At 66.0% G+C, this 20,539-nt stretch carries 17 protein-coding genes; 13 read left to right on the forward strand and 4 right to left on the reverse strand.

What is annotated here, in order from left to right; genetic code table 11:
- Positions 1-454: 454 nt before the first annotated feature.
- Complete coding sequence (locus tag G3N94_RS23480) at positions 455-1,732, reverse strand: SGNH/GDSL hydrolase family protein (RefSeq protein ID WP_205794954.1); 1,278 nt, start codon at positions 1,730-1,732, stop codon at positions 455-457.
- 200 nt (positions 1,733-1,932) lie between these two features.
- On the opposite strand from G3N94_RS23480, the gene paaA reads away from it, so the two are divergent.
- The 8 genes from paaA (at position 1,933) to G3N94_RS23520 (ending at position 8,283) form a co-directional block, all read left to right on the forward strand.
- The gene (paaA, locus tag G3N94_RS23485; protein ID WP_205794955.1) at positions 1,933-2,931 is read left to right on the forward strand and encodes a 1,2-phenylacetyl-CoA epoxidase subunit PaaA; all 999 of its coding nucleotides are present in this window, start codon (positions 1,933-1,935) and stop codon (positions 2,929-2,931) included.
- Between the two features lie 109 nt (positions 2,932-3,040).
- A complete protein-coding gene (gene paaB / locus G3N94_RS23490; protein ID WP_089439024.1) occupies positions 3,041-3,325 on the forward strand; it encodes a 1,2-phenylacetyl-CoA epoxidase subunit PaaB in 285 nt (94 codons plus the stop codon).
- A gap of 10 nt (positions 3,326-3,335) precedes the next feature.
- Positions 3,336-4,139, forward strand: a complete 804-nt coding sequence (gene paaC / locus G3N94_RS23495) for a 1,2-phenylacetyl-CoA epoxidase subunit PaaC (RefSeq protein ID WP_205794956.1) — start codon at positions 3,336-3,338, stop codon at positions 4,137-4,139.
- Between the two features lie 25 nt (positions 4,140-4,164).
- Positions 4,165-4,722, forward strand: coding sequence for a 1,2-phenylacetyl-CoA epoxidase subunit PaaD (gene paaD / locus G3N94_RS23500; protein ID WP_205794957.1), 558 nt, complete (start codon positions 4,165-4,167; stop codon positions 4,720-4,722).
- Positions 4,723-4,728: 6 nt separating this feature from the next.
- Positions 4,729-5,817: a 1,2-phenylacetyl-CoA epoxidase subunit PaaE gene (gene paaE / locus G3N94_RS23505; protein WP_205794958.1), complete on the forward strand. Its 1,089-nt coding sequence runs from the start codon at positions 4,729-4,731 to the stop codon at positions 5,815-5,817.
- A gap of 149 nt (positions 5,818-5,966) precedes the next feature.
- Positions 5,967-6,779: a DUF3658 domain-containing protein gene (locus tag G3N94_RS23510; RefSeq protein ID WP_205794959.1), complete on the forward strand. Its 813-nt coding sequence runs from the start codon at positions 5,967-5,969 to the stop codon at positions 6,777-6,779.
- Positions 6,780-6,795: 16 nt separating this feature from the next.
- On the forward strand, positions 6,796-7,401 hold the full coding sequence (locus tag G3N94_RS23515) for a TetR/AcrR family transcriptional regulator (RefSeq protein WP_205794960.1): 606 nt from the start codon (positions 6,796-6,798) through the stop codon (positions 7,399-7,401).
- Between the two features lie 234 nt (positions 7,402-7,635).
- Entirely contained in the window at positions 7,636-8,283 is a 648-nt protein-coding gene (locus G3N94_RS23520) for a GNAT family N-acetyltransferase (protein WP_205794961.1), read from the forward strand.
- Positions 8,284-8,313: 30 nt separating this feature from the next.
- Here the strand turns inward: G3N94_RS23520 and G3N94_RS23525 are convergent, their stop codons facing one another.
- On the reverse strand, positions 8,314-8,838 hold the full coding sequence (locus G3N94_RS23525; protein ID WP_205794962.1) for an Lrp/AsnC family transcriptional regulator: 525 nt from the start codon (positions 8,836-8,838) through the stop codon (positions 8,314-8,316).
- Between the two features lie 255 nt (positions 8,839-9,093).
- Between G3N94_RS23525 and hppD the strand changes: the two genes are divergently transcribed.
- On the forward strand, positions 9,094-10,191 hold the full coding sequence (gene hppD, locus G3N94_RS23530; RefSeq protein ID WP_205794963.1) for a 4-hydroxyphenylpyruvate dioxygenase: 1,098 nt from the start codon (positions 9,094-9,096) through the stop codon (positions 10,189-10,191).
- Between the two features lie 124 nt (positions 10,192-10,315).
- Here hppD and G3N94_RS23535 read toward each other — a convergent pair whose 3' ends face one another.
- A complete protein-coding gene (locus tag G3N94_RS23535; protein ID WP_205794964.1) occupies positions 10,316-10,519 on the reverse strand; it encodes a hypothetical protein in 204 nt (67 codons plus the stop codon).
- A gap of 318 nt (positions 10,520-10,837) precedes the next feature.
- Between G3N94_RS23535 and G3N94_RS23540 the strand changes: the two genes are divergently transcribed.
- Positions 10,838-14,431 (forward strand): indolepyruvate ferredoxin oxidoreductase family protein, encoded by a 3,594-nt coding sequence (locus G3N94_RS23540; protein ID WP_205794965.1) that lies wholly within the window; start codon positions 10,838-10,840, stop codon positions 14,429-14,431.
- Between the two features lie 237 nt (positions 14,432-14,668).
- On the opposite strand, the gene G3N94_RS23545 is transcribed toward G3N94_RS23540, so the two are convergent.
- A complete protein-coding gene (locus G3N94_RS23545) occupies positions 14,669-16,939 on the reverse strand; it encodes an NADP-dependent malic enzyme (protein WP_205794966.1) in 2,271 nt (756 codons plus the stop codon).
- Between the two features lie 481 nt (positions 16,940-17,420).
- Between G3N94_RS23545 and G3N94_RS23550 the strand changes: the two genes are divergently transcribed.
- The 3 genes from G3N94_RS23550 to argC all read left to right on the forward strand — a co-directional run bounded on the left by G3N94_RS23550 (position 17,421) and on the right by argC (position 20,172).
- Positions 17,421-18,107: an orotate phosphoribosyltransferase gene (locus G3N94_RS23550; RefSeq protein WP_205794967.1), complete on the forward strand. Its 687-nt coding sequence runs from the start codon at positions 17,421-17,423 to the stop codon at positions 18,105-18,107.
- A 263-nt stretch (positions 18,108-18,370) separates the two neighbouring features.
- Complete coding sequence (locus G3N94_RS23555) at positions 18,371-18,964, forward strand: YbhB/YbcL family Raf kinase inhibitor-like protein (RefSeq protein WP_205794968.1); 594 nt, start codon at positions 18,371-18,373, stop codon at positions 18,962-18,964.
- A gap of 257 nt (positions 18,965-19,221) precedes the next feature.
- A complete protein-coding gene (gene argC / locus G3N94_RS23560) occupies positions 19,222-20,172 on the forward strand; it encodes an N-acetyl-gamma-glutamyl-phosphate reductase (protein WP_205794969.1) in 951 nt (316 codons plus the stop codon).
- The last annotated feature ends 367 nt before the right edge of the window (positions 20,173-20,539 follow it).

Genomic DNA, 20,539 nt, shown 5'->3' on the forward strand with positions numbered 1-20,539 from the left:
CCCGATCCGAGGACCGGGCTCGCTGTCATCAAGCGCCCACACTTATCGGCTGTTAATTTTTAAAGAGCGTTACTGCGAGAAGCTTGGCTTTCTCAGCAGCGCTGCGTTTTCAGCAGCAGAGAAATGAAATTATGAACACTGTTTCGCAGTTCGTCAACAACTTTTTACTACATCGTTGCGACTGCGGGGTTCATCTTCCTTCGCCAGCCAAACGTCTAACCAGACATTCAACCAACTTCGCTTCCCCTTCTCCCGCGCCGCGTTGCCGTTAGCGCGAAAGAGGCGTGATTGTAGGCATCGGCCCCGACCTGCGCAAGGGGTTTGTGAAAGAAATTTAAAAGTCCCCGTGCGCTGCCGCGCACGGGGACTTTCAGGCAGACGAACCTGGCATCGCTGCCCACGTAGCCAACTCGCATCCATCTATATATAAGAGGAACGCGTGGCCGCTCGCGCGTCACTTCGCAGCAACAGTCGCCTGCAGCCGCTCGACAGGCACCGCTTCGGCCATCGCCGCATAACCGGCATCGCTCGGATGAATGCCGTCGCCACTGTCATAGCGGCGCTGCAGAACGCTCGGGCGCGCAGGATCACGCAGCGCCTGATCGAAATCGACAACGCCGTCGAACGCCCCGCCGCTCCGGATCCAGCGGTTCACGTCCAGACGGATCGCTTCGCGCCCGGCCGGCAGCGCCGCCGGCGTGAGCGTCGCGCCGAATACCTTCACCCCTTGGCGATGCGCAGCGTCGATCAGCCGTCGATAGCCGCCGATCAGCGAGTCAGCCGTGACCTGGGTATGCGGATCGTCGCAATCGAGGCCCGCACGGGGCGGCATCGCCGCGAAGTTGATATCGTTAATGCCAATCAGCAGGATCACCGCCTTTACGCCCGAGCGCGACAGCGCGTCGCGCTCGAAACGCGACTGCAGCGCAGTGCCGTAGCACGCCGAATCGCTGAGCAGGCGGTTGCCGCTGATCCCCAGATTCACGACACCGAGCGTATCCGAGCCCGATGTCACCAGCCGGCGCGCGAGCGCGTCCGGCCAGCGGTGATTCCGGTTAAGGCTCGAGCGCAGCCCGTCGGTGATCGAGTCGCCGATCGCCGCAACGCTCGCCCGCGCGGCCCCGCCCTCGACGGCCAATTCGGTCACCCACGCGTATTGGGTAAAGCGGGTCCGGAACGCGGCGGCGCTCGCGTCCTTCGTGTAGTCACCCTGCCCCGACACGTAATTCAACTGGTTCGACACCCGATGCCAGACCGCCATCTGCTGATGAGCGCCCATATATATAGACACGGCATACGGCCGGCCTGGCGTCACGTCGATCGCGACCGAATCGCTGTCGATCTCCTGGCCCGGCGCCAACGTGATCGATGCCTTGCCACCGAATCGCACCGGCGTCGCCGCGCCGTCCGCCAGTGCTGCGCCATCGCCCGCCCGAGCGAGGCTCGCCGACTCGACGACCAGCGGCGCACGGCCATAAGCGTTGCTCACACGAATACGCGCCGCCCGCCCGGCGACCGTCGGATAGATGACCTGACGCACGGTCCTGCCAGCCACGTCGGGTGCGCGATAGAGCGGCGGTGGCGCAGCCAGGTCGGGAATCGGCTGCAACGCAGTCGCCCATGCGGCGACCCATTCCACCGCGGGCGCGGCCCCGGCGCCAAGCGGCGACAGGAGAACGGACGCGCCCAATGCGACTGCGGCGACCGCGGCGACACTGCTTCGAAATGACATCGGCAAAATCCTCATCGGAAAGCGGGCATTGTGCCGCAGAAGCACGCATGCGCCGCACGGTGCCCGTACCGGCCCCGAAAAACGACCGGACATTACCTCCTCGTTTACCCGCGACACATGCCGAATCGCCAAATAATTTATTAACCGACCGGTCGGTTGGTTTATACTGCGCACACATTCAACCGGACGAGAACCTCGCCATGTACACGCAATCCCTCGACATCCCCGGCAACGTCGCTCCGCTCGACGCCGCAGCCGAGTCGCCCGAGCAGGCGCGGTTCGACGCGGTCATGGCCGCGGACGGCAAGATCGAGCCGCAGGACTGGATGCCCGACGCCTATCGCAAGACGCTGATCCGCCAGATCTCGCAGCACGCGCACTCGGAAGTCGTCGGCATGCTGCCGGAAGGCAACTGGATCTCGCGCGCACCGAGCCTGAAGCGCAAGGCGATCCTGCTTGCGAAGGTGCAGGACGAAGCGGGCCACGGCCTCTATCTGTATAGCGCCACAGAAACGCTCGGCGTGTCGCGCGATGCGCTGATCGACGCGCTGCATGCAGGCAAGGCGAAATACTCGAGCATCTTCAACTACCCGACGCCGACCTGGGCGGATGTCGGCGTGATCGGCTGGCTCGTCGACGGCGCCGCGATCATGAACCAGATCCCGCTGTGCCGCTGCACGTACGGCCCGTATGCGCGCGCGATGATCCGCGTGTGCAAGGAAGAGTCGTTCCACCAGCGCCAGGGCTTCGATGCGCTGCTGTCGATGATGAAGGGCAGCGACGCGCAGCGCGCGATGGTCCAGCAGTCCGTGGACCGCTGGTGGTGGCCCGTGCTGATGATGTTCGGCCCGAGCGATGCGGACTCCGTGCACAGCAACCAGTCGGCCAAGTGGGGCATCAAGCGGATCACGAACGACGACCTGCGGCAGAAATTCGTCGATGCGACCGTCGAACAGGCGAAGGTGCTCGGCGTCACGCTGCCCGATCCCGACCTGAAATGGAACGAGTCGCGCGGCCACTACGACTATGGCGTGATCGACTGGGAAGAATTCTGGCGCGTCGTCAACGGCGATGGCCCGTGCAACAAGGAGCGCCTCGCGACCCGCGTGAAGGCGCACGAAGACGGTGCCTGGGTACGCGAAGCCGCGCTCGCGCACGAAGCGAAGCGCCGCGCCCGCGCCGAACAACACGCCGCCTGAGCGGCACGCGCCGGCGGCGTGTTATGCGGCGCCGGAACTTATCGAATTCAGCATTGCATGGGACCAGAGTTAGCGCAGAAGCGCCGGCTCTGCTCGACAGGAGAGAGTGATGAACAAGGAATGGCCGATTTGGGAAGTGTTCGTGCGCAGCAAGCAGGGCCTCGATCACAAGCATTGCGGAAGTCTGCACGCGGCCGACGCGTCGATGGCGCTGCGCATGGCACGCGATGTCTACACGCGCCGCCAGGAAGGCGTGAGCATCTGGGTGGTGCCGTCGGCAGCGATCACCGCGTCGGATCCGAACGAAAAGGCCGAGCTGTTCGAGCCGGCGGGCGACAAGATCTACCGTCACCCGACGTTCTATACGCTGCCCGACGAAGTCAACCACATGTAACGCCCGCGCCATGACGATTACGCCCGAACACCTCTCCTACGTGCTGCGCCTCGCGGACAACGCGCTGATCCTCGGTCAGCGCAACGCCGAATGGTGCGGCCACGGCCCGGTTCTCGAAGAAGACATCGCGCTGACGAACATGAGCCTCGACCTCATCGGCCAGGCGCGGATGCTGTACACGCACGCGGCCGGACTCGAGCGCCAGCTCAACGGCGCGGCGAAGACCGAGGACGACTACGCGTACTTCCGCACCGAGCGCGAGTTCGCGAACTTCACGCTCGCCGAGCTGCCGCACTACGGCCCGGTGTCCGGCAACGCGCACGCCGACAAGGACTACGCGGTGACGATCGTGCGCAACTTCCTGTACACGACGCTGATGCTGCACGTGTGGACCGCACTCGAAACGTCGGTCGACGAGACGCTGGCCGCGATCGCCGCGAAATCGGTGAAGGAAACCCGCTATCACGTGCAGCACGCACGCGAATGGCTCGTGCGCCTCGGCGACGGCACCGACGAATCGCATCGCCGCGCGCAGGCTGCGCTCGACTACCTGATCCCGTACACGCGCGAATTCTTCGCGGCGGACCAGGTCGACGACGCAATCGCCGCGCTGGGCATCGGCCCGGCGCCCGCGTCGCTCGAAGCCGCGTGGCGCGCGGACGTCGACGACGCGCTCGCCGAGGCCACGCTCGCGCTGCCGGCGCCCGTGAAGCACGTCACGACCGGCAAGCAGGGCGAGCACTCGGAGCACATGGGCTACCTGCTCGCCGAACTGCAGAGCCTCGCACGCCAGCATCCCGGCGCGACCTGGTAACGCACCGACTCACCGGAGTTCCACGATGTCCGTCCCGACCGCCGCGCCCTGCGCTACCGCCCCGCACCACGCCGATCCGCTGCTCGCGCGCGCGTGGGAAGTGCTGGAAGCCGTGCCCGACCCGGAAATCCCCGTCGTGTCGATCCGCGAGCTGGGCATCCTGCGCGACGTCCGGCGTGCGGACGACGGCCTGCTCGAGGTCGTGATCACGCCGACCTACTCGGGCTGCCCGGCGATGTCGCAGATCGCCGAGGACATCGCGGCCGCGATGCAGCAGGCCGACCTGCCGCCGCACCGCGTCGAGACCGTGCTCGCGCCCGCGTGGACGACCGACTGGATCACGCAGGAAGCGCGCGACAAGCTGCGCGCGTACGGGATCGCGCCGCCGGTCGGCCAGTGCGGCAGCGCCGCGCCGCGCGAGAACGTCGTGCGTTTCGTGCCGCGGCCGGTCGCGGCACCTGTCTGCCCGCGCTGCGGCTCCGCGCGCACCGAGCGGCTCGCGCAATTCGCGTCGACCGCCTGCAAGGCGCTGTATCGCTGCGTCGACTGCCGCGAACCCTTCGACTACTTCAAACCTTACTGAGCTGATATGGCGACCCCGCAATTTCACCCGCTGCGTATCCGCGACGTGCGGCCCGAGACCGCCGACGCCGTGACCGTCTCGTTCGAGATTCCGCCCGAGCTGCGCGACGCATACCGCTTCACGCAAGGCCAGTTCGTCACGCTGAAAACCCATATCGACGGCGAGGAGACGCGCCGCTCGTATTCGATCTGCGTCGGCACGACCGACTACGACCGCGACGGCGAGCTGCGCATCGGCATCAAGCGCGTGCGCGGCGGGCGCTTCTCGAACTTCGCGTTCGATACGCTGAAGGCCGGCCACACGATCGACGTGATGACGCCGGACGGCCGCTTCTTCACGCACCTGAACGCGGAGCACGGCAAGCAGTACGTCGCGTTCTCCGGCGGCTCGGGCATCACGCCCGTGCTCGCGATCGTGAAGACGACGCTCGAACTCGAGCCGTGCAGCACGTTCACGCTGATCTACGGGAACCGCAGCGTCGACGCGATCATGTTCGCGGAGGAGCTCGAGGACCTGAAGAACCGCTACATGAACCGCTTCGTGCTGTATCACGTGCTGTCGGACGACCTCCAGGACGTCGAGCTGTTCAACGGCGTGCTCGACCAGGCGAAGTGCGCGGCGTTCCTCGACACGCTGGTGCCGGCCGATGCGATCGACGAGGCGTTCATCTGCGGCCCCGCGCCGATGATGGATGCGGCGGAAGCCGCGCTGAAGGCGGCCGGCGTGCCGCAGGCGAAAGTCCATGTCGAACGCTTCGGCTCGCCGCTGCCGCAGGCCGGCGTGCCGGTCGTCGAGATCACCGACGCGACGCCCGCCGCCGAACTCGAGATCGTCCTCGACGGCAAGAAACGCAAGCTGCGGCTGCCGTACGAAGGCGTGAGCCTGCTCGACGTCGGCCTGCGTGCCGGCCTCGCGCTGCCGTACGCGTGCAAGGGCGGTGTGTGCTGCACGTGCCGCGCGAAGGTGCTCGAAGGCGAAGTGCGGATGGAAAAAAACTACACGCTCGAGGAGCAGGAGGTGAAGGACGGCTTCGTGCTCACCTGCCAGTGCCACCCTGTCAGCGACAAGGTCGTGGTGAGCTACGACGAGCGTTGAGCGGCGCCCCGCCGGGCGTCACGCTGCCCGGCGCCGGCCCGCCGAACGGTTCCTCGCGTCACACATCTCGCTTACACTAGGGGCCGCCCGCCGGCCGGACCACGCAAGGTCCGGCTGTCCGGCGGTTTTCTTTTGTTGACGACAGGCCGATGAGTACCATTCACGTGATTCAGGGCGGCACCGCCGCCGCGTCGCTCAGCGAGGCGCTCGCGGAAGCCGGACGCGACGAGCGCGTCGTCGGATTGCTCGACGACCTGGCCGTCGGGCCGCTCAAGGGCATCGACGAGACGCTGGATACCCGCGCCGCGTTCTGGCAGCGCGTGCTCGGCGACCCGATTCCCGACTGGAAGGCGGAAGCGGAACGCGAATTTGCGCGCCTCGACCTGCTCGCGATGGATACCGGCCAGGTGGTCGTCTGGCACGCGCCGAGCGTCGGCGACAAGCTGCTGCTGCGCCGTGTCGCGTACCATCTGCGCAATGTGCCGCAGCGCCTGAACGAGGTGCGGCTGTCGGAAGCCGATCTCGGCGCGGCGTCGCCGCGCGCCGACCGCGCATGCGCGACCGGCATGTTCACGCCGGCACAGCTGCGCGCGAAGCTGCCGGAAGCCGCGCCGATCTCGGTGCTGCGCATCGGCCGTCTCGCGCTCGAATGGCAGGAAGCCAAGCACCTGGACGCCGAACTCCGCTACTGGGTCAGCAACACGATCAAGAGCGGCCACTACGACGACCTCGACACGCGTATCCTCGCGCGACTGCAGGACGACTGGATGCATGTCGCGCGGGTCGTCGGCTCCGTAATCGGCGAAATCGAGCACGGCAGCCTGTTCGTCGGCGACCTGGTCGCGTTCTGGCGCTGCCGCGAACTTGCGGCGGCCGGCCGTCTCGAGATGCGCGGCGACGCCCACTCCGACCTTCGATCCGCCGAGGTGCGCGCGGCCCGCGCCGCCGCCCCTCACCGCTAATCCCCCGCATTCGACCATGGCCCGCACCCGAGCCCCCGATCATGAATCCCAGCGCGAGCAGATCCTCGATCTCGCCGCCAAGAAATTCGCTCAGACGAGCTACCCGAGCACGTCGATGTCCGACCTCGCGACCGCGAGCGGCACGTCGAAGGCACGCCTCTATCACTATTACGAGAGCAAGGAAGCGATCCTGTTCGATCTGCTCGACCGCTACACGAAACGGTTGATGCTGATCATCGCCGAGGTCGAAGGCAGCAGCCAGCGGCGCGGCCTCACCGAGCGCGAGGCGTTCGCGGAGCTCGTGCGCGCGTTTCTCACCGAATACGAGACGTCGCACAGCCGCCACGTCGCGCTGCTCAACGACGTGAAGTACCTCGAGGACGCGCAGCGCGAAATCGTGCTCGACCGCCAGCGCGACGTCGTCGCGGCCTTCGCGCGCCAGCTCGCGCGCGCGTTTCCGGACCGCATCTCGAAGGAAAACCAGACGTCAGTGACGATGATGGTGTTCGGGATGATCAACTGGACCTTCACCTGGCTCAAGCCGGGCGGACGCCTCGGCTACCGCGACTTCGCCGAGCAGGTGATCGACATGATCGAGCGCGGGCTGTCCTCATCCGCCTGATTGCGGCAAAGCAGCACGCGTTGCGCAACGGACACACCGCGTCTGCCTGCCGCACATTTTGTACGACAAATTTTAAAATTGATTAAAATCAACAGCTTACGCGTTTAGTTAAGCACATCTAGAATTCACACTCGAAATCGCATTCGGGTTTTCCCCAATCCGGGAACCGCCAGTCGGGTACAATGCTGTTGCATTGCACAACCCGCTGTACGGTCACACATTGAGGAACCCACGATGAACACGCAATTCCACGACGCTGCCGATGTCGTCGGCACCGCCGGTAGTGCGCCGGTTCTCGTCAGGGAACTGGCTTCCAAGGACCGTGAGCAGATGCTCACTCACTTTCTCTCGCTCGACGAAGAGGACCGCCTGCTGCGCTTCGGCCAGCTGGTGCCCGACCACGTGATCGAGAACTACGTCCGCACGATCGACTTCGGCCGCGACACCGTGTTCGGTGTGTTCAACCACGAGCTCGAGCTGATCGGCGTCGGCCATCTGGCCTACCTGCCCGCGGAAGGCGACAAGCGCACCGCCGAATTCGGCGTGTCGGTGCTCGAAAGCGCGCGTGGCTGCGGCGTCGGCTCGAAGCTGTTCGAGCGCGCGGCGATCCGCAGCCGCAATACGCACGTGACGGTGCTGTACATGCATTTCCTGTCGCGCAACGCGACGATGATGCACATCGCGAAGAAGTCCGGCATGCGGATCGAGTACGCGTACGGCGAAGCCGATGCGTACCTGTCGCTGCCGCCCGCGAACCACTCGACGATCATCGCCGAGATGCTGCAGGAGCAGGCCGCGGTGTTCGACTATGCGATGAAGCGCCAGGCGCGCCGCACGTCGAAATTCATCGAATCGCTGATGCCCGTCGCGCTGACGGCCTGACGCCAGTCGATCGGGCCGCGTTCGGTCGCGCTACCGCATCGAGCGGATCGGCAGCGCGGTCGTCTCCTTGAAGCACTCGAGCGAAAAGCTCGTCTTCACGTCGATCACCGACGGATGGTGCAGCAGCTGCTCCTGTACGAAACGGGAGAAATGCGCCATGTCCTCGACCTGCACCCGCAGCAGGTAATCCATGTCACCCGTCATCGCATGGCAGGCGACCACTTCCGGCCACGCCTGCACCGCCGCGCGAAACAGATCCGCGTGGGTGGCTCCTGCGCGCGCCGAGGTTTCGTCCACGCGCACCGGCGCGAGCCCGCCCCGCTTCTCGAGCCGCACGCTCACGTAGGCGAGCAGGTCGAGCCCGAGCTTCTGCGGGTCCAGCAGCGCGACGTAGCCGGTAATCACACCGATCTCCTCGAGGCGCCGGATCCGCCGCAGGCACGGGCTCGGCGACAGGTTCACCCGCTCGGCGATCTCCTGGTTCGACAGGCGCCCGTTCTCCTGAAGAATCGCGAGAATCCGCCGGTCGATGGCATCCAATTCGACTTGCGCCATCTTCTGCCTCCCAAGCATGAATTAGAGACTGGAAATTGCGCCATCGTAGTCACGCATGATCAAGTTCGCAAGTTTCCGCTCCGCGTCCGCCGCTACACTTTGTCGCACGCACTCATTCATCGCGCACGTCGCGGCGCGCCCCAACCTTGGCATGGGACCGGAGTGTGAAGCGTGAGACCGGAGCAGGTGACGTAGCACCACCACCGGTCGACACAAGCGCCAAAGCCCCCACTCTGGTCGACATTGGAGACATACATGCAGATCCCCAACTGGGACAATCCCGTCGGCACCGACGGCTTCGAATTCATCGAGTACACCGCGCCGGACCCGAAGGCGCTCGGCCAGCTGTTCGAGCGGATGGGCTTCACCGCGATCGCGCGTCATCGTCACAAGGACGTGACGGTTTACCGCCAGGGCGACATCAACTTCATCATCAACGCGGAACCCGATTCGTTCGCGCAGCGCTTCGCACGTCTGCACGGCCCGTCGATCTGCGCGATCGCGTTTCGCGTGCAGGATGCCGCGAAGGCGTACAAGCACGCGCTCGAGCTCGGCGCGTGGGGCTTCGACAACAAGACTGGCCCGATGGAGCTGAACATCCCGGCGATCAAGGGTATCGGCGATTCGCTGATCTACTTCGTCGATCGCTGGCGCGGCAAGAACGGCGCGCAGCCGGGCGCGATCGGCGACATCAGCATCTATGACGTCGACTTCGAGCCGATTCCGGGCGCGAACCCGAACCCGGCCGGCCACGGCCTCACCTACATCGACCACCTGACGCACAACGTGCACCGCGGCCGCATGCAGGAATGGGCGGAGTTCTACGAGCGCCTGTTCAACTTCCGCGAAGTGCGCTACTTCGACATCGAAGGCAAGGTCACCGGCGTGAAGTCGAAGGCGATGACGTCGCCGTGCGGCAAGATCCGCATTCCGATCAACGAGGAAGGCTCGGAAACGGCCGGCCAGATCCAGGAGTATCTCGACGCGTATCACGGCGAGGGCATCCAGCACATCGCGCTCGGCGCATCGGACATCTATCGCGCGGTCGACGGCCTGCGCAGCAAGGAAGTGAAGCTGCTCGACACGATCGACACGTATTACGAACTCGTCGACCGCCGCGTGCCGGACCACGGCGAGCCGCTCGAAGAACTGAAGAAGCGCAAGATCCTGATCGACGGCGCACGCGACGACCTGCTGCTGCAGATCTTCACCGAAAACCAGATCGGGCCGATCTTCTTCGAGATCATCCAGCGCAAGGGCAACCAGGGCTTCGGCGAAGGCAACTTCAAGGCGCTGTTCGAATCGATCGAACTCGACCAGATTCGCCGCGGCGTCGTGCAGGACAAGGCCTGACACACCACGCACGAATGCGCCCGCCGACGCGGGCGCCCGGCAAATGAAAAAAGGGCGGGAATCGCGAGATTCCCGCCCTTTTTCCGTTTTTGCATCTGCGCGGCGCGACGGCCGCGCGGTCGGATCAACGCGCCTTTGCCGTACGCGCGACGACGCGCGTGCTCGACGGCTGTGACGGTTGCGCGACGGCGACCTGCGCCGGCGCGATCTGACGCATCTGCGCGCCGGCTGCCGCCAGTGCGCTCGCGCCTTGCGCGTGCACCGGGCCGGTCATCGCGAAAAACGCGGCGGACACGATCAGGAAACTCTGGATATGACGTGTGTTCATTGGTACCTCCTGTTGAACTGCCGGCGCCTCTCCGCTTTCGTCACAATAATCGACGTATGCGGGCACCTCCGGCAGGCCGGCCAGATTAACGGCAAGTGACCGGCGACGTGAGCGGCTTTACATGCTTTTACATGCTGTAACGCGCAAATTCTGCTCACAGGCGGGCCGCTGCGGCAATTTTGACGATGAGCGGCGGGTTTATCCCAGTGCTACCATCGGCTGAAACCGGCCAATATGCCGGCCACTGCCGACGCGTCCACAAGATGCCGACGCGCTGGAAGTTTTGGTGATCCCAAACCGGGTGGAGGAGACACATCAATGAACGCCCCGCTAGACGCAGACCAACGCGCGTCCCTGGAAGCTGCGCTGAAGTCCGTCACGCTTGACGACAAATACACGCTCGAGCGCGGCCGTGCGTACATGAGCGGCATCCAGGCGCTCGTGCGGCTGCCGATGCTTCAACAGGAACGCGATCGCGCCGCCGGCCTGAACACGGCCGGCTTCATCTCCGGCTATCGCGGCTCTCCGCTCGGCGGCCTCGACCAGTCGCTGTGGAAGGCCAAGAAACACCTGTCCGCCCACCAGATCGTTTTCCAGCCCGGTCTCAACGAAGATCTCGCCGCCACCGCCGTGTGGGGCTCGCAGCAGGTGAACCTGTTTCCCGGCGCGAAGCACGACGGCGTGTTCGGCATGTGGTACGGCAAGGGTCCGGGCGTCGACCGCACCGGCGACGTGTTCAAGCACGCGAACTCGGCCGGCTCGTCGCAGCACGGCGGCGTGCTCGTGCTCGCCGGCGACGACCATGCGGCGAAATCGTCGACGCTCGCGCACCAGTCCGAACACATCTTCAAGGCCTGCGGCCTGCCCGTGCTGTTCCCGTCGAACGTGCAGGAATATCTCGACTTCGGCCTGCACGGCTGGGCGATGAGCCGCTATTCGGGCCTGTGGGTTGCGCTCAAGTGCGTGACCGACGTCGTCGAATCGTCGGCATCGGTCGACATCGACCCGCATCGCACCGAGATCGTGCTGCCGTCTGACTTCATCATGCCGGACGGCGGCCTGAACATCCGCTGGCCCGACCCGCCGCTCGTGCAGGAAGCGCGCCTGCTCGACTACAAGTGGTACGCGGCGCTCGCGTACGTGCGCGCGAACAAGCTCGACCGCATCGAGATCGATTCGCCGCACGCGCGCTTCGGCATCATGACGGGCGGCAAGGCGTACCTCGACGTGCGCCAGGCGCTGACCGACCTCGGCCTCGACGACGAAACCTGCGCGCGCATCGGCATCCGGCTGTACAAGGTGGGCTGCGTGTGGCCGCTCGAAGCGCAAGGCGCGCAGGCGTTCGCGCGCGGCCTCGAAGAGATCCTGGTCGTCGAGGAAAAGCGCCAGATCCTCGAATACGCGATCAAGGAAGAGCTGTACAACTGGCCCGATACGCAGCGTCCGCGCGTGTTCGGCAAGTTCGACGAGAAGGACGGCGCCGGCGGCGAATGGTCGGTGCCGATGGGCAACTGGCTGCTGCCCGCGCATTACGAGCTGTCGCCCGCGATCATCGCGAAGGCGATCGCGACGCGCCTCGACAAGTTCGAGCTGCCGTCCGACGTGCGCGCGCGCATCGCCGCGCGGCTCGCGGTGATCAACGCGAAGGAAAGCGCGCTTGCGAAGCCGCACGTGACGGCCGAACGCAAGCCGTGGTTCTGCTCGGGCTGCCCGCACAACACGTCGACCAACGTGCCGGAAGGCTCGCGCGCGATCGCCGGGATCGGCTGCCACTACATGACCGTGTGGATGGACCGCAGCACGAGCACCTTCAGCCAGATGGGCGGCGAAGGCGTGCCGTGGATCGGCCAGGCGCCGTTCACGGACGAGAAGCACGTGTTCGCGAACCTCGGCGACGGCACCTATTTCCACTCGGGCCTGCTCGCGGTACGCGCGGCGATCTCGTCGAACGCGAACATCACGTACAAGATCCTCTATAACGACGCGGTCGCGATGACGGGCGGCCAGCCGGTCGACGGCGTGCTGACAGTGCCGCAGATCACGCACCAGCTCGCGTCCGAAGGCGCGAAGAAGATCGTGATCGTCACCGACGAACCGGAAAAGTACGACGACAAGAAGGCGCTGCTCGCGCCGGGCGTCACGATCCATCACCGCGACCAGCTCGACGACGTGCAGCGCGAGCTGCGCGAGATCGAAGGCACGACGATCCTGATCTACGACCAGACCTGCGCGACCGAGAAGCGCCGCCGCCGCAAGCGCGGCACGTTCCCGGATCCGGCGAAGCGCGTCGTGATCAACGACGCGGTGTGCGAAGGCTGCGGCGACTGCTCGGTGCAGTCGAACTGCCTGTCGGTCGAGCCGCTCGAGACCGAGTTCGGCACGAAGCGCCAGATCAACCAGTCGAGCTGCAACAAGGACTTCTCGTGCGTGAAGGGCTTCTGCCCGAGCTTCGTCACGGTCGAAGGCGGCCAGCTGAAGAAGCCGAAGGCCGTGTCGGTCGACGGCGGCGCGCTCCCGCCGATCCCCGAACCGACGCTGCCGGCGATCGACCGCGCGTACGGCGTGCTCGTCACAGGCGTCGGCGGCACGGGCGTCGTCACGATCGGCGCGCTGCTCGGGATGGCCGCGCACCTGGAGAACAAGGGCGTGACCGTGCTCGACATCACGGGCCTCGCGCAGAAGGGCGGCGCCGTGATGAGCCACGTGCAGATCTCGCACGCGCCGACCGACATCCACGCGACGCGGATCGCGATGGGCGAAGCCGATCTCGTGATCGGCTGCGACGCGCTCGTCACGGCCGGCGACGAATGCACGTCGCGGATGCGGCACAACGCGACGCGCGTGGTCGTCAACAGCGCGAAGACGCCGACCGCCGAGTTCATCAAGAACCCGAACTGGGCGTTCCCGGGCCTGTCGGCCGAGCAGGACATCCGCGCGGCGGCAGGCGACGCGGTCGACATCGTCGACGCGAGCCACTTCGCGGTCGCGCTGCTCGGCGACGCGATCTACACGAACCCGTTCGTGCTCGGCTACGCGTGGCAGAAAGGCTGGCTGCCGCTCACGCTCGAGTCGCTCGGGCGTGCGATCGAACTGAACGGCGTGTCGGTCGACAAGAACCGCGCGGCGTTCGACTGGGGCCGCCGCGCCGCGCACGACCCCGCGAGCGTGCGGCAGGCCGCGGCTGGCGACGCGCGTGCCGCGCAGCCCGGCGCGACGGTAATCGCACTGCACACGAGGAAGTCAGTCGACGCGCTGATCGCGACGCGTGTCGAGTTCCTCACCGCGTACCAGAACGCGGCCTACGCAGCGCGCTATACCGCGCTCGTCGACAAGGTGCGCACTGCCGAGCGCGCGCTGGCCGACGGCGATACGACACCGGAGCCGCTGACCGAGGCCGTCGCGCGCAACCTGTTCAAGCTGATGGCGTACAAGGACGAATACGAGGTCGCGCGGCTGCAGTCCGATCCGGCGTTCCTCGCCCGCCTGTCCGCGCAGTTCGAAGGCGACTGGAAGCTGAAGTTCCACCTCGCGCCACCGCTGTTCGCGAAGAAGGACGCACATGGCCACCTGGTGAAGAAGGCCTACGGCCCGTGGATGATGTCCGCGTTCCGGATGCTCGCGAAGCTGAAGTTCCTGCGCGGCACGGGGCTCGATCCGTTCGGCCGCACCGACGAGCGCCGCACCGAGCGCGCGCTGATCGGCGAGTACGAAGCGCTGATCGGCGAAGTCGTCGGCAAGCTGAGCGCCGCCAACCAGCCGCTCGCGCTCCAGCTCGCAGCGCTGCCGGACGGCATCCGCGGCTACGGCCACGTGAAGGAGAACAACCTGCGCGCGGTGCGCCAGAAGTGGGACGCGCTGCTCGCGCAGTGGCGTTCGCCGACGGACGGCCAGAGCCGGCAGCAGGTGGCGTGACGGGACGCGCGGGACCGGCGTTCGCGAATCGCGCCGGCTTCCGCGCTTACCCGCTCGACATTGTCGCGGCACCGGTGCGGCGCGTCGCCAGCCGCTTGACGCACGCCGACGTGTGCGGTTCGCCGCCGCACCCTACGGTTGGCGGCTCACCATAAAAAAACGCCACGGAACGCAGGTTCCGTGGCGTTTTGCATGGCGCCGTGCGATCGGCACGGCGCGCCGGTCAGCGCGAGCGCGTTACTTCGTATTCGCGTTCGCGGCCGCAACGGCCGTCATGTTGATGATCCGGCGCACGGTCGCGGCCGGCGTCAGGATGTGGACCGGCTTCGCCGCGCCGAGCAGCAGCGGACCGACCGTCACGCCTTCGCCGCCGACCATCTTCAGCAGGTTGTACGCGATGTTCGCCGCTTCCACGTTCGGCATGATCAGCAGGTTCGCTTCGCCAGTCAGCGTCGTGCCCGGGAACGCGGCCTTGCGGACCGCTTCGGACAGCGCCGCGTCGCCGTGCATTTCACCATCGACTTCCAGTTGCGGCGCACGCTCGACGATCAGCTTGCGAGCCTCGGCCATCCGGCGCGACGACGCCGACGGCGCGCTGCCGAAGTTCGAGTTCGACAGCAGCGCGGCCTTCGGCGTGATGCCGAAGCGCTCGATCTCGGCCGCGGCCTGGATCGTCATGTCGGCGAGCTGTTCGGCGCTCGGCACCTCGTTCACGTACGTGTCGCACAGGAACAGGTTGCGGCCCGGCAGCATCAGCAGGTTCATCGCGGCGAAGTGCTCGGCGCCCTTCGCGCGGCCCAGCACCTGCTCGATGAACTTCAGGTGGCTGTGGTACGTGTCGATCATCCCGCAGATCATGCCGTCCGCGTCGCCCAGGTGGACGAGCATCGCACCGATCAGCGTGTTGAACTTGCGCAGCGCTGCCTTCGCGACTTCCGGCGTCACGCCGTCACGCGCACCGATCTCGTGGTACGCCTGCCAGTACTGGTGATAGCGGGTATCGTCTTCCGGATTGACGATCTCGAAATCGACGCCGGCCTTCAGCTTCGAACCGATCTTCTGCAGGCGCATTTCGACGACCGACGGACGGCCGACGATCACCGGCTTCGCGATCTTTTCCTGCAGCACGAACTGCGCGGCACGCAGCACGCGCTCGTCCTCGCCCTCGGCGAACACGATGCGGGCCTGCTTCTTCTTCGCGGTCGCGAACACCGGACGCATCACCATGCCGGTGCGGTAGACGGTCGCGCCGAGTTGCTCGCGGTACGCGTCCATGTCCTGGATCGGACGCGTCGCGACGCCCGAATCCATCGCGGCCTGCGCGACGGCCGGCGCGATCTTGATGATCAGGCGCGGATCGAACGGCTTCGGAATCAGGTATTCCGGGCCGAATTCGAGCGAATGGCCTTCATACGCCTTCGCAACTTCCTCGCTCTGGTCGGTTTCCTCGGCGAGTTCGGCGATCGCACGCACGCACGCGAGCTTCATCTCTTCCGTGATCGTCGTCGCGCCGACGTCGAGCGCGCCGCGGAAGATGAACGGGAAGCACAGCACGTTGTTGACCTGGTTCGGGTAGTCCGAACGGCCGGTCGCGACGATCGCGTCCGGGCGCACGGCCTTCGCGTCTTCCGGGCGGATTTCCGGTTCCGGGTTCGCGAGCGCCAGGATCAGTGGCCTGTCGCCCATCGTCTTGACCATGTCCTGCTTCAGCACGCCCGCGCTCGAGCAGCCGAGAAACACGTCGGCGCCGACGATCGCGTCGCCGAGCGTGCGCGCGTCGGTGGTCGCCGCATAGCGCTGCTTCGACGGATCGAGGTTGCCGCGCCCTTCGTAGATCACGCCCTTCGAATCGGCGACGAGGATGTTCGCCTTCGACAGGCCGAGCTTCACCAGCAGGTCCAGACACGCGATGGCCGCCGCACCCGCGCCCGAGCACACGAGCTTCACCTCGTCGAGCTTCTTGCCGACCACCTTCAGGCCGTTCAGGATCGCGGCCGACGCGATGATCGCGGTGCCGTGCTGGTCGTCGTGGAAGACGGGGATCTTCATCCGCTCGCGCAGCTTCTGCTCGATGTAGAAGCATTCCGGCGCCTTGATGTCTTCAAGGTTGATGCCGCCGAGCGTCGGCTCGAGCATCGCGATCGCTTCGACGAGCTTGTCGGGGTCGGATTCCGCCAGTTCGATGTCGAACACGTCGATGCCCGCGAACTTCTTGAACAGGCACCCCTTGCCTTCCATCACCGGCTTGGCAGCGAGCGGGCCGATGTTGCCGAGGCCGAGCACGGCCGTGCCGTTCGTGATGACGCCGACGAGGTTGCCGCGCGACGTGTACTTCTGCGCATCGAGCGGATCGGCGTAGATCGCGTCGCACGCGGCCGCGACGCCCGGCGAATACGCGAGCGACAGATCGAGCTGGTTCGACAGCGGCTTGGTCGGGGTGACCGAAATCTTGCCGGGTTTCGGGTTCAGGTGATAAGCGAGAGCGGCCTGCTTCAGTTGTTCGTCCATGATTGACCTGCGAGAGACTTGCGAAATTGACTGTTCAGTACACAGCACCTGGAGCCGCGTATGCGTGGATCGAGGGGGTGGTCGACTGCGACGGCCGCGGCGCGCCGGATCGGCACGCCATCGAACCTTGGCGGGTGGCAAGAGAAAAGTACAAAGTACTGAACGTTTTCTAATGGGCTGCCTAGTGTACACCCCACCGATGACGCGCGTTAAGCAATGCCGCATCGCGCGCCGCATGACACGCTGCATTGCACGTATCGCACACCCGCACGATCAGGCCCCGCTTGTTCCACAGGTGGTGCGCGCCGGCGGGAACGCGCGTGATGCCCGTCGAAAATCAGCCCGAATCGGGTAAAATAGCGGGCTACGCGCGCAGCAATGCGGCCGGCTTCCCGGTCGCGCCCCGGCCCCCGCGGGCGGGTTCCCCTTGCTGCGCCACCGGGCCCGCGCCCGCTCCTCGCTCACCATCCAAGGAATGCCCATGACAGGCTTCGATCGTCAGACGATCTCCGACACGACCGCCAAAATCCTGCTCGAAGTGCAGGCGGTGCACTTCAACGCCGAAAAGCCGTTCATCTTCACGTCCGGCTGGGCCAGCCCCGTCTACATCGACTGCCGCAAGCTGATCTCGTATCCGCGCGTGCGCCGGGCACTGATGGAAATGGCGGAAACGACGATCATGCGCGACGTCGGCTTCGAGCAGATCGACTCGGTGGCAGGCGGCGAAACCGCCGGCATCCCGTTCGCGGCATGGCTGGCCGACCGGATGATGGTGCCGATGCAGTACGTGCGCAAGAAGCCGAAGGGTTTCGGCCGCAACGCGCAGATCGAGGGCCATCTGGAAGAAGGTTCGCGCGTGCTGCTCGTCGAGGACCTGACGACCGACAGCCGCAGCAAGATCAACTTCGTCAATGCGCTGCGCACCGCGGGCGCGACGGTGAGCCACTGCTTCGTGCTGTTCCACTACAACATCTTCAAGGAAAGCGTGTCGGTCCTGAAGGACATCGACGTCGACCTGCACGCGCTCGCGACCTGGTGGGACGTGCTGCGCGTCGCGAAGGCATCGGGCTACTTCGAGACGAAGACGCTCGACGAAGTCGAGAAATTCCTGCACGCGCCGGCCGAGTGGTCGGCCGCGCACGGCGGCGCAACGGGCGCCCAGGAGTAATTGCCGCGCCGGCGGACCTGCCGGCCGCATGGCTCGACGAGCCGCTCGCCATCCAGCGGGCGGCTTTTTTTTCGCGTGAACCCGGCGCCACACCGGCGCTCGCCGCCCGCCCGCATACCGGGAAACCGATGACGATGAAGGGTCATTGCCCGCATCGTTCATCGAACCCTAATGCTAGACTTGACCCATCGCCGCAATCACCTTCGCGACAACAAACGATGCCGGGCCCGGCGGCCCGGCGAACGTGACGGGAGAAGCGCCATATGCGTGTGGGTCGCCAGATCGCTCCGCCTGCGTCATTGCGTTGCCCGTCCCCGCTCGCCCTCGCCCTTCTTTGCGCCGTCGGCTTCGCGCGCGTGCCCGCGCATGCGGACACCGTGTTCACCGTCACGAGCAGCGACCTCGCGTCCGGCGGCCGTGTCGGTGCCGCGCAAGTGTTCGACCGCGGCGACTGCAAGGGCGCGAACCGCTCGCCGCAACTGTCGTGGCACAACCCGCCGCCCGGCACGCGCGGCTACGCGATCACGATGGTCGATCCGGACGCGCCGGGCCACGGCTGGTGGCACTGGGCCGTCGCGGTGATCCCGACCACCGTCACGAGCCTGCCTGCCGATGCGAGCGCATCGGGCTTCCTGCGGCGGATCGGCGCGAGCGAGGCGCGCAACGACTTCGGCGTCGACGGCTACGGCGGCCCGTGCCCGCCGCCCGGCAAGCCGCACCGCTACGTGATCACCGTTCACGCGCTGAAGAGCGCCGACCTGCGCATCGGCCAGGGCCGCCCGGCGCCGATGTTCGAGCACGAAATCGATACGGAGACGCTCGGCACCGCGACGCTTACGGTCAGCTACGGACAGTAGCCGGCGGACGCGTCACCGGACGAGGCGCCGCTGCCCGGCGACCTCGACACCGCGAACGCGTTCGTCCGGCGCGTCGCCGACGCGACGGCCCGCTGGCTCACAGGCGCGCGCAGAACCACGTTCGCCAAGAAAGGGACACAAGACGGCCCGCGGGCCGTCTTTTTTTCGCGTCGCGCGGTGCAGGCCCGCCGCATGACGTCTTAAAATGGCTGCTTTCCGGCGTGCGAGCGCCACGGCCCCATTTCAGTGAGAGCGAGATGAGCACCAAAGTTTTTGTCGACGGCCAGGAAGGCACGACCGGCCTCAAGATCTTCGAATACCTGTCCGCACGCAGCGACATCGAAATCCTGCGCATCGACGAAGCGAAGCGCAAGGACGTCGACGAACGCCGCCGCCTGATCAACGCGTCGAACGTCACGTTCCTGTGCCTGCCCGACGTCGCGTCGCGCGAGTCGGCATCGCTCGTCGAGAATCCCGACACCACGCTGATCGACGCGAGCACCGCGTTCCGCACGAGCCCGGACTGGGCCTACGGCCTGCCCGAGCTGGCGCGCGCGCAGCGCGAGAAGATCCGCACGTCGAAGCGCATTGCGGTGCCGGGCTGCCATGCGTCGGCGTTCGTGCTCGCGATGCGTCCGCTCGTCGACGCCGGCGTCGTCGCGCCGACGTTCGCCGCGCACAGCTACTCGATCACCGGCTACAGCGGCGGCGGCAAGTCGATGATCGCCGACTACGAGAATCCCGCGCTGGCGGACAAGCTCGCGAGCCCGCGCCCGTACGCGCTCGGCCTCGCGCACAAGCACCTGCCGGAAATGGCCGCGCACACGGGCCTCGCGAACGCACCGATCTTCACGCCGATCGTCGGCCCGTTCCTCAAGGGTCTCGCGGTGACGACGTACTTCACGCCGGCCCAGCTCGCGAAGCGCGCGACGCCGCAGGACGTGCAGCGCATCTTCGCCGAGTACTACGCGGACGAAGCGTTCGTGCGCGTCGCGCCGTTCAATGCGGACGAGAACCTCGACGCCGGCTTCTTCGACGTGCAGGCGAACAACGACACGAACCGTGTCGACCTGTTCGTGTTCGGCAACGAAGAGCGCTTCGTCACCGTCGCGCGTCTCGACAATCTCGGCAAGGGCGCATCGGGCGCCGCGATCCAGTGCATGAACCTCAACGTCGGCGTGGCCGAGGACACCGGCCTCAAGCGCTGACTCAAGCGCTGACTCAAGCGCTGACCATCAGCGCATGCGATGCAAAGCCGGCCGCTGGCCGGCTTTTTATTTAACCTCAATAAGCAATAAGCGCATATTCGCGCGCGCATTTACAATTATTTACAAGCTTTCCATTGCGCGATTTCCGCGCCATTAATCCCGTCTCGTTATATCCAGTCAATCCCGAATAGGGATAAACCGGATACCTTTGCTTTAAACACTGCCGATATACGCGCGTGCGCGTCGGGTCGCGCCATGCGCGTCGCGCGCAGGCCACTCCGGAGTCCATCTCCGGTCGGCACGGCGTTTTAATTCTTACTGAAATCCGCTTTCCGTCAGGCTTCAATCGGCACTCGCTGTTTCAATC

It is taken from the genome of Burkholderia sp. Ac-20353 (genome assembly GCF_017104785.1).
In the GTDB taxonomy this organism is placed as follows: domain Bacteria; phylum Pseudomonadota; class Gammaproteobacteria; order Burkholderiales; family Burkholderiaceae; genus Burkholderia.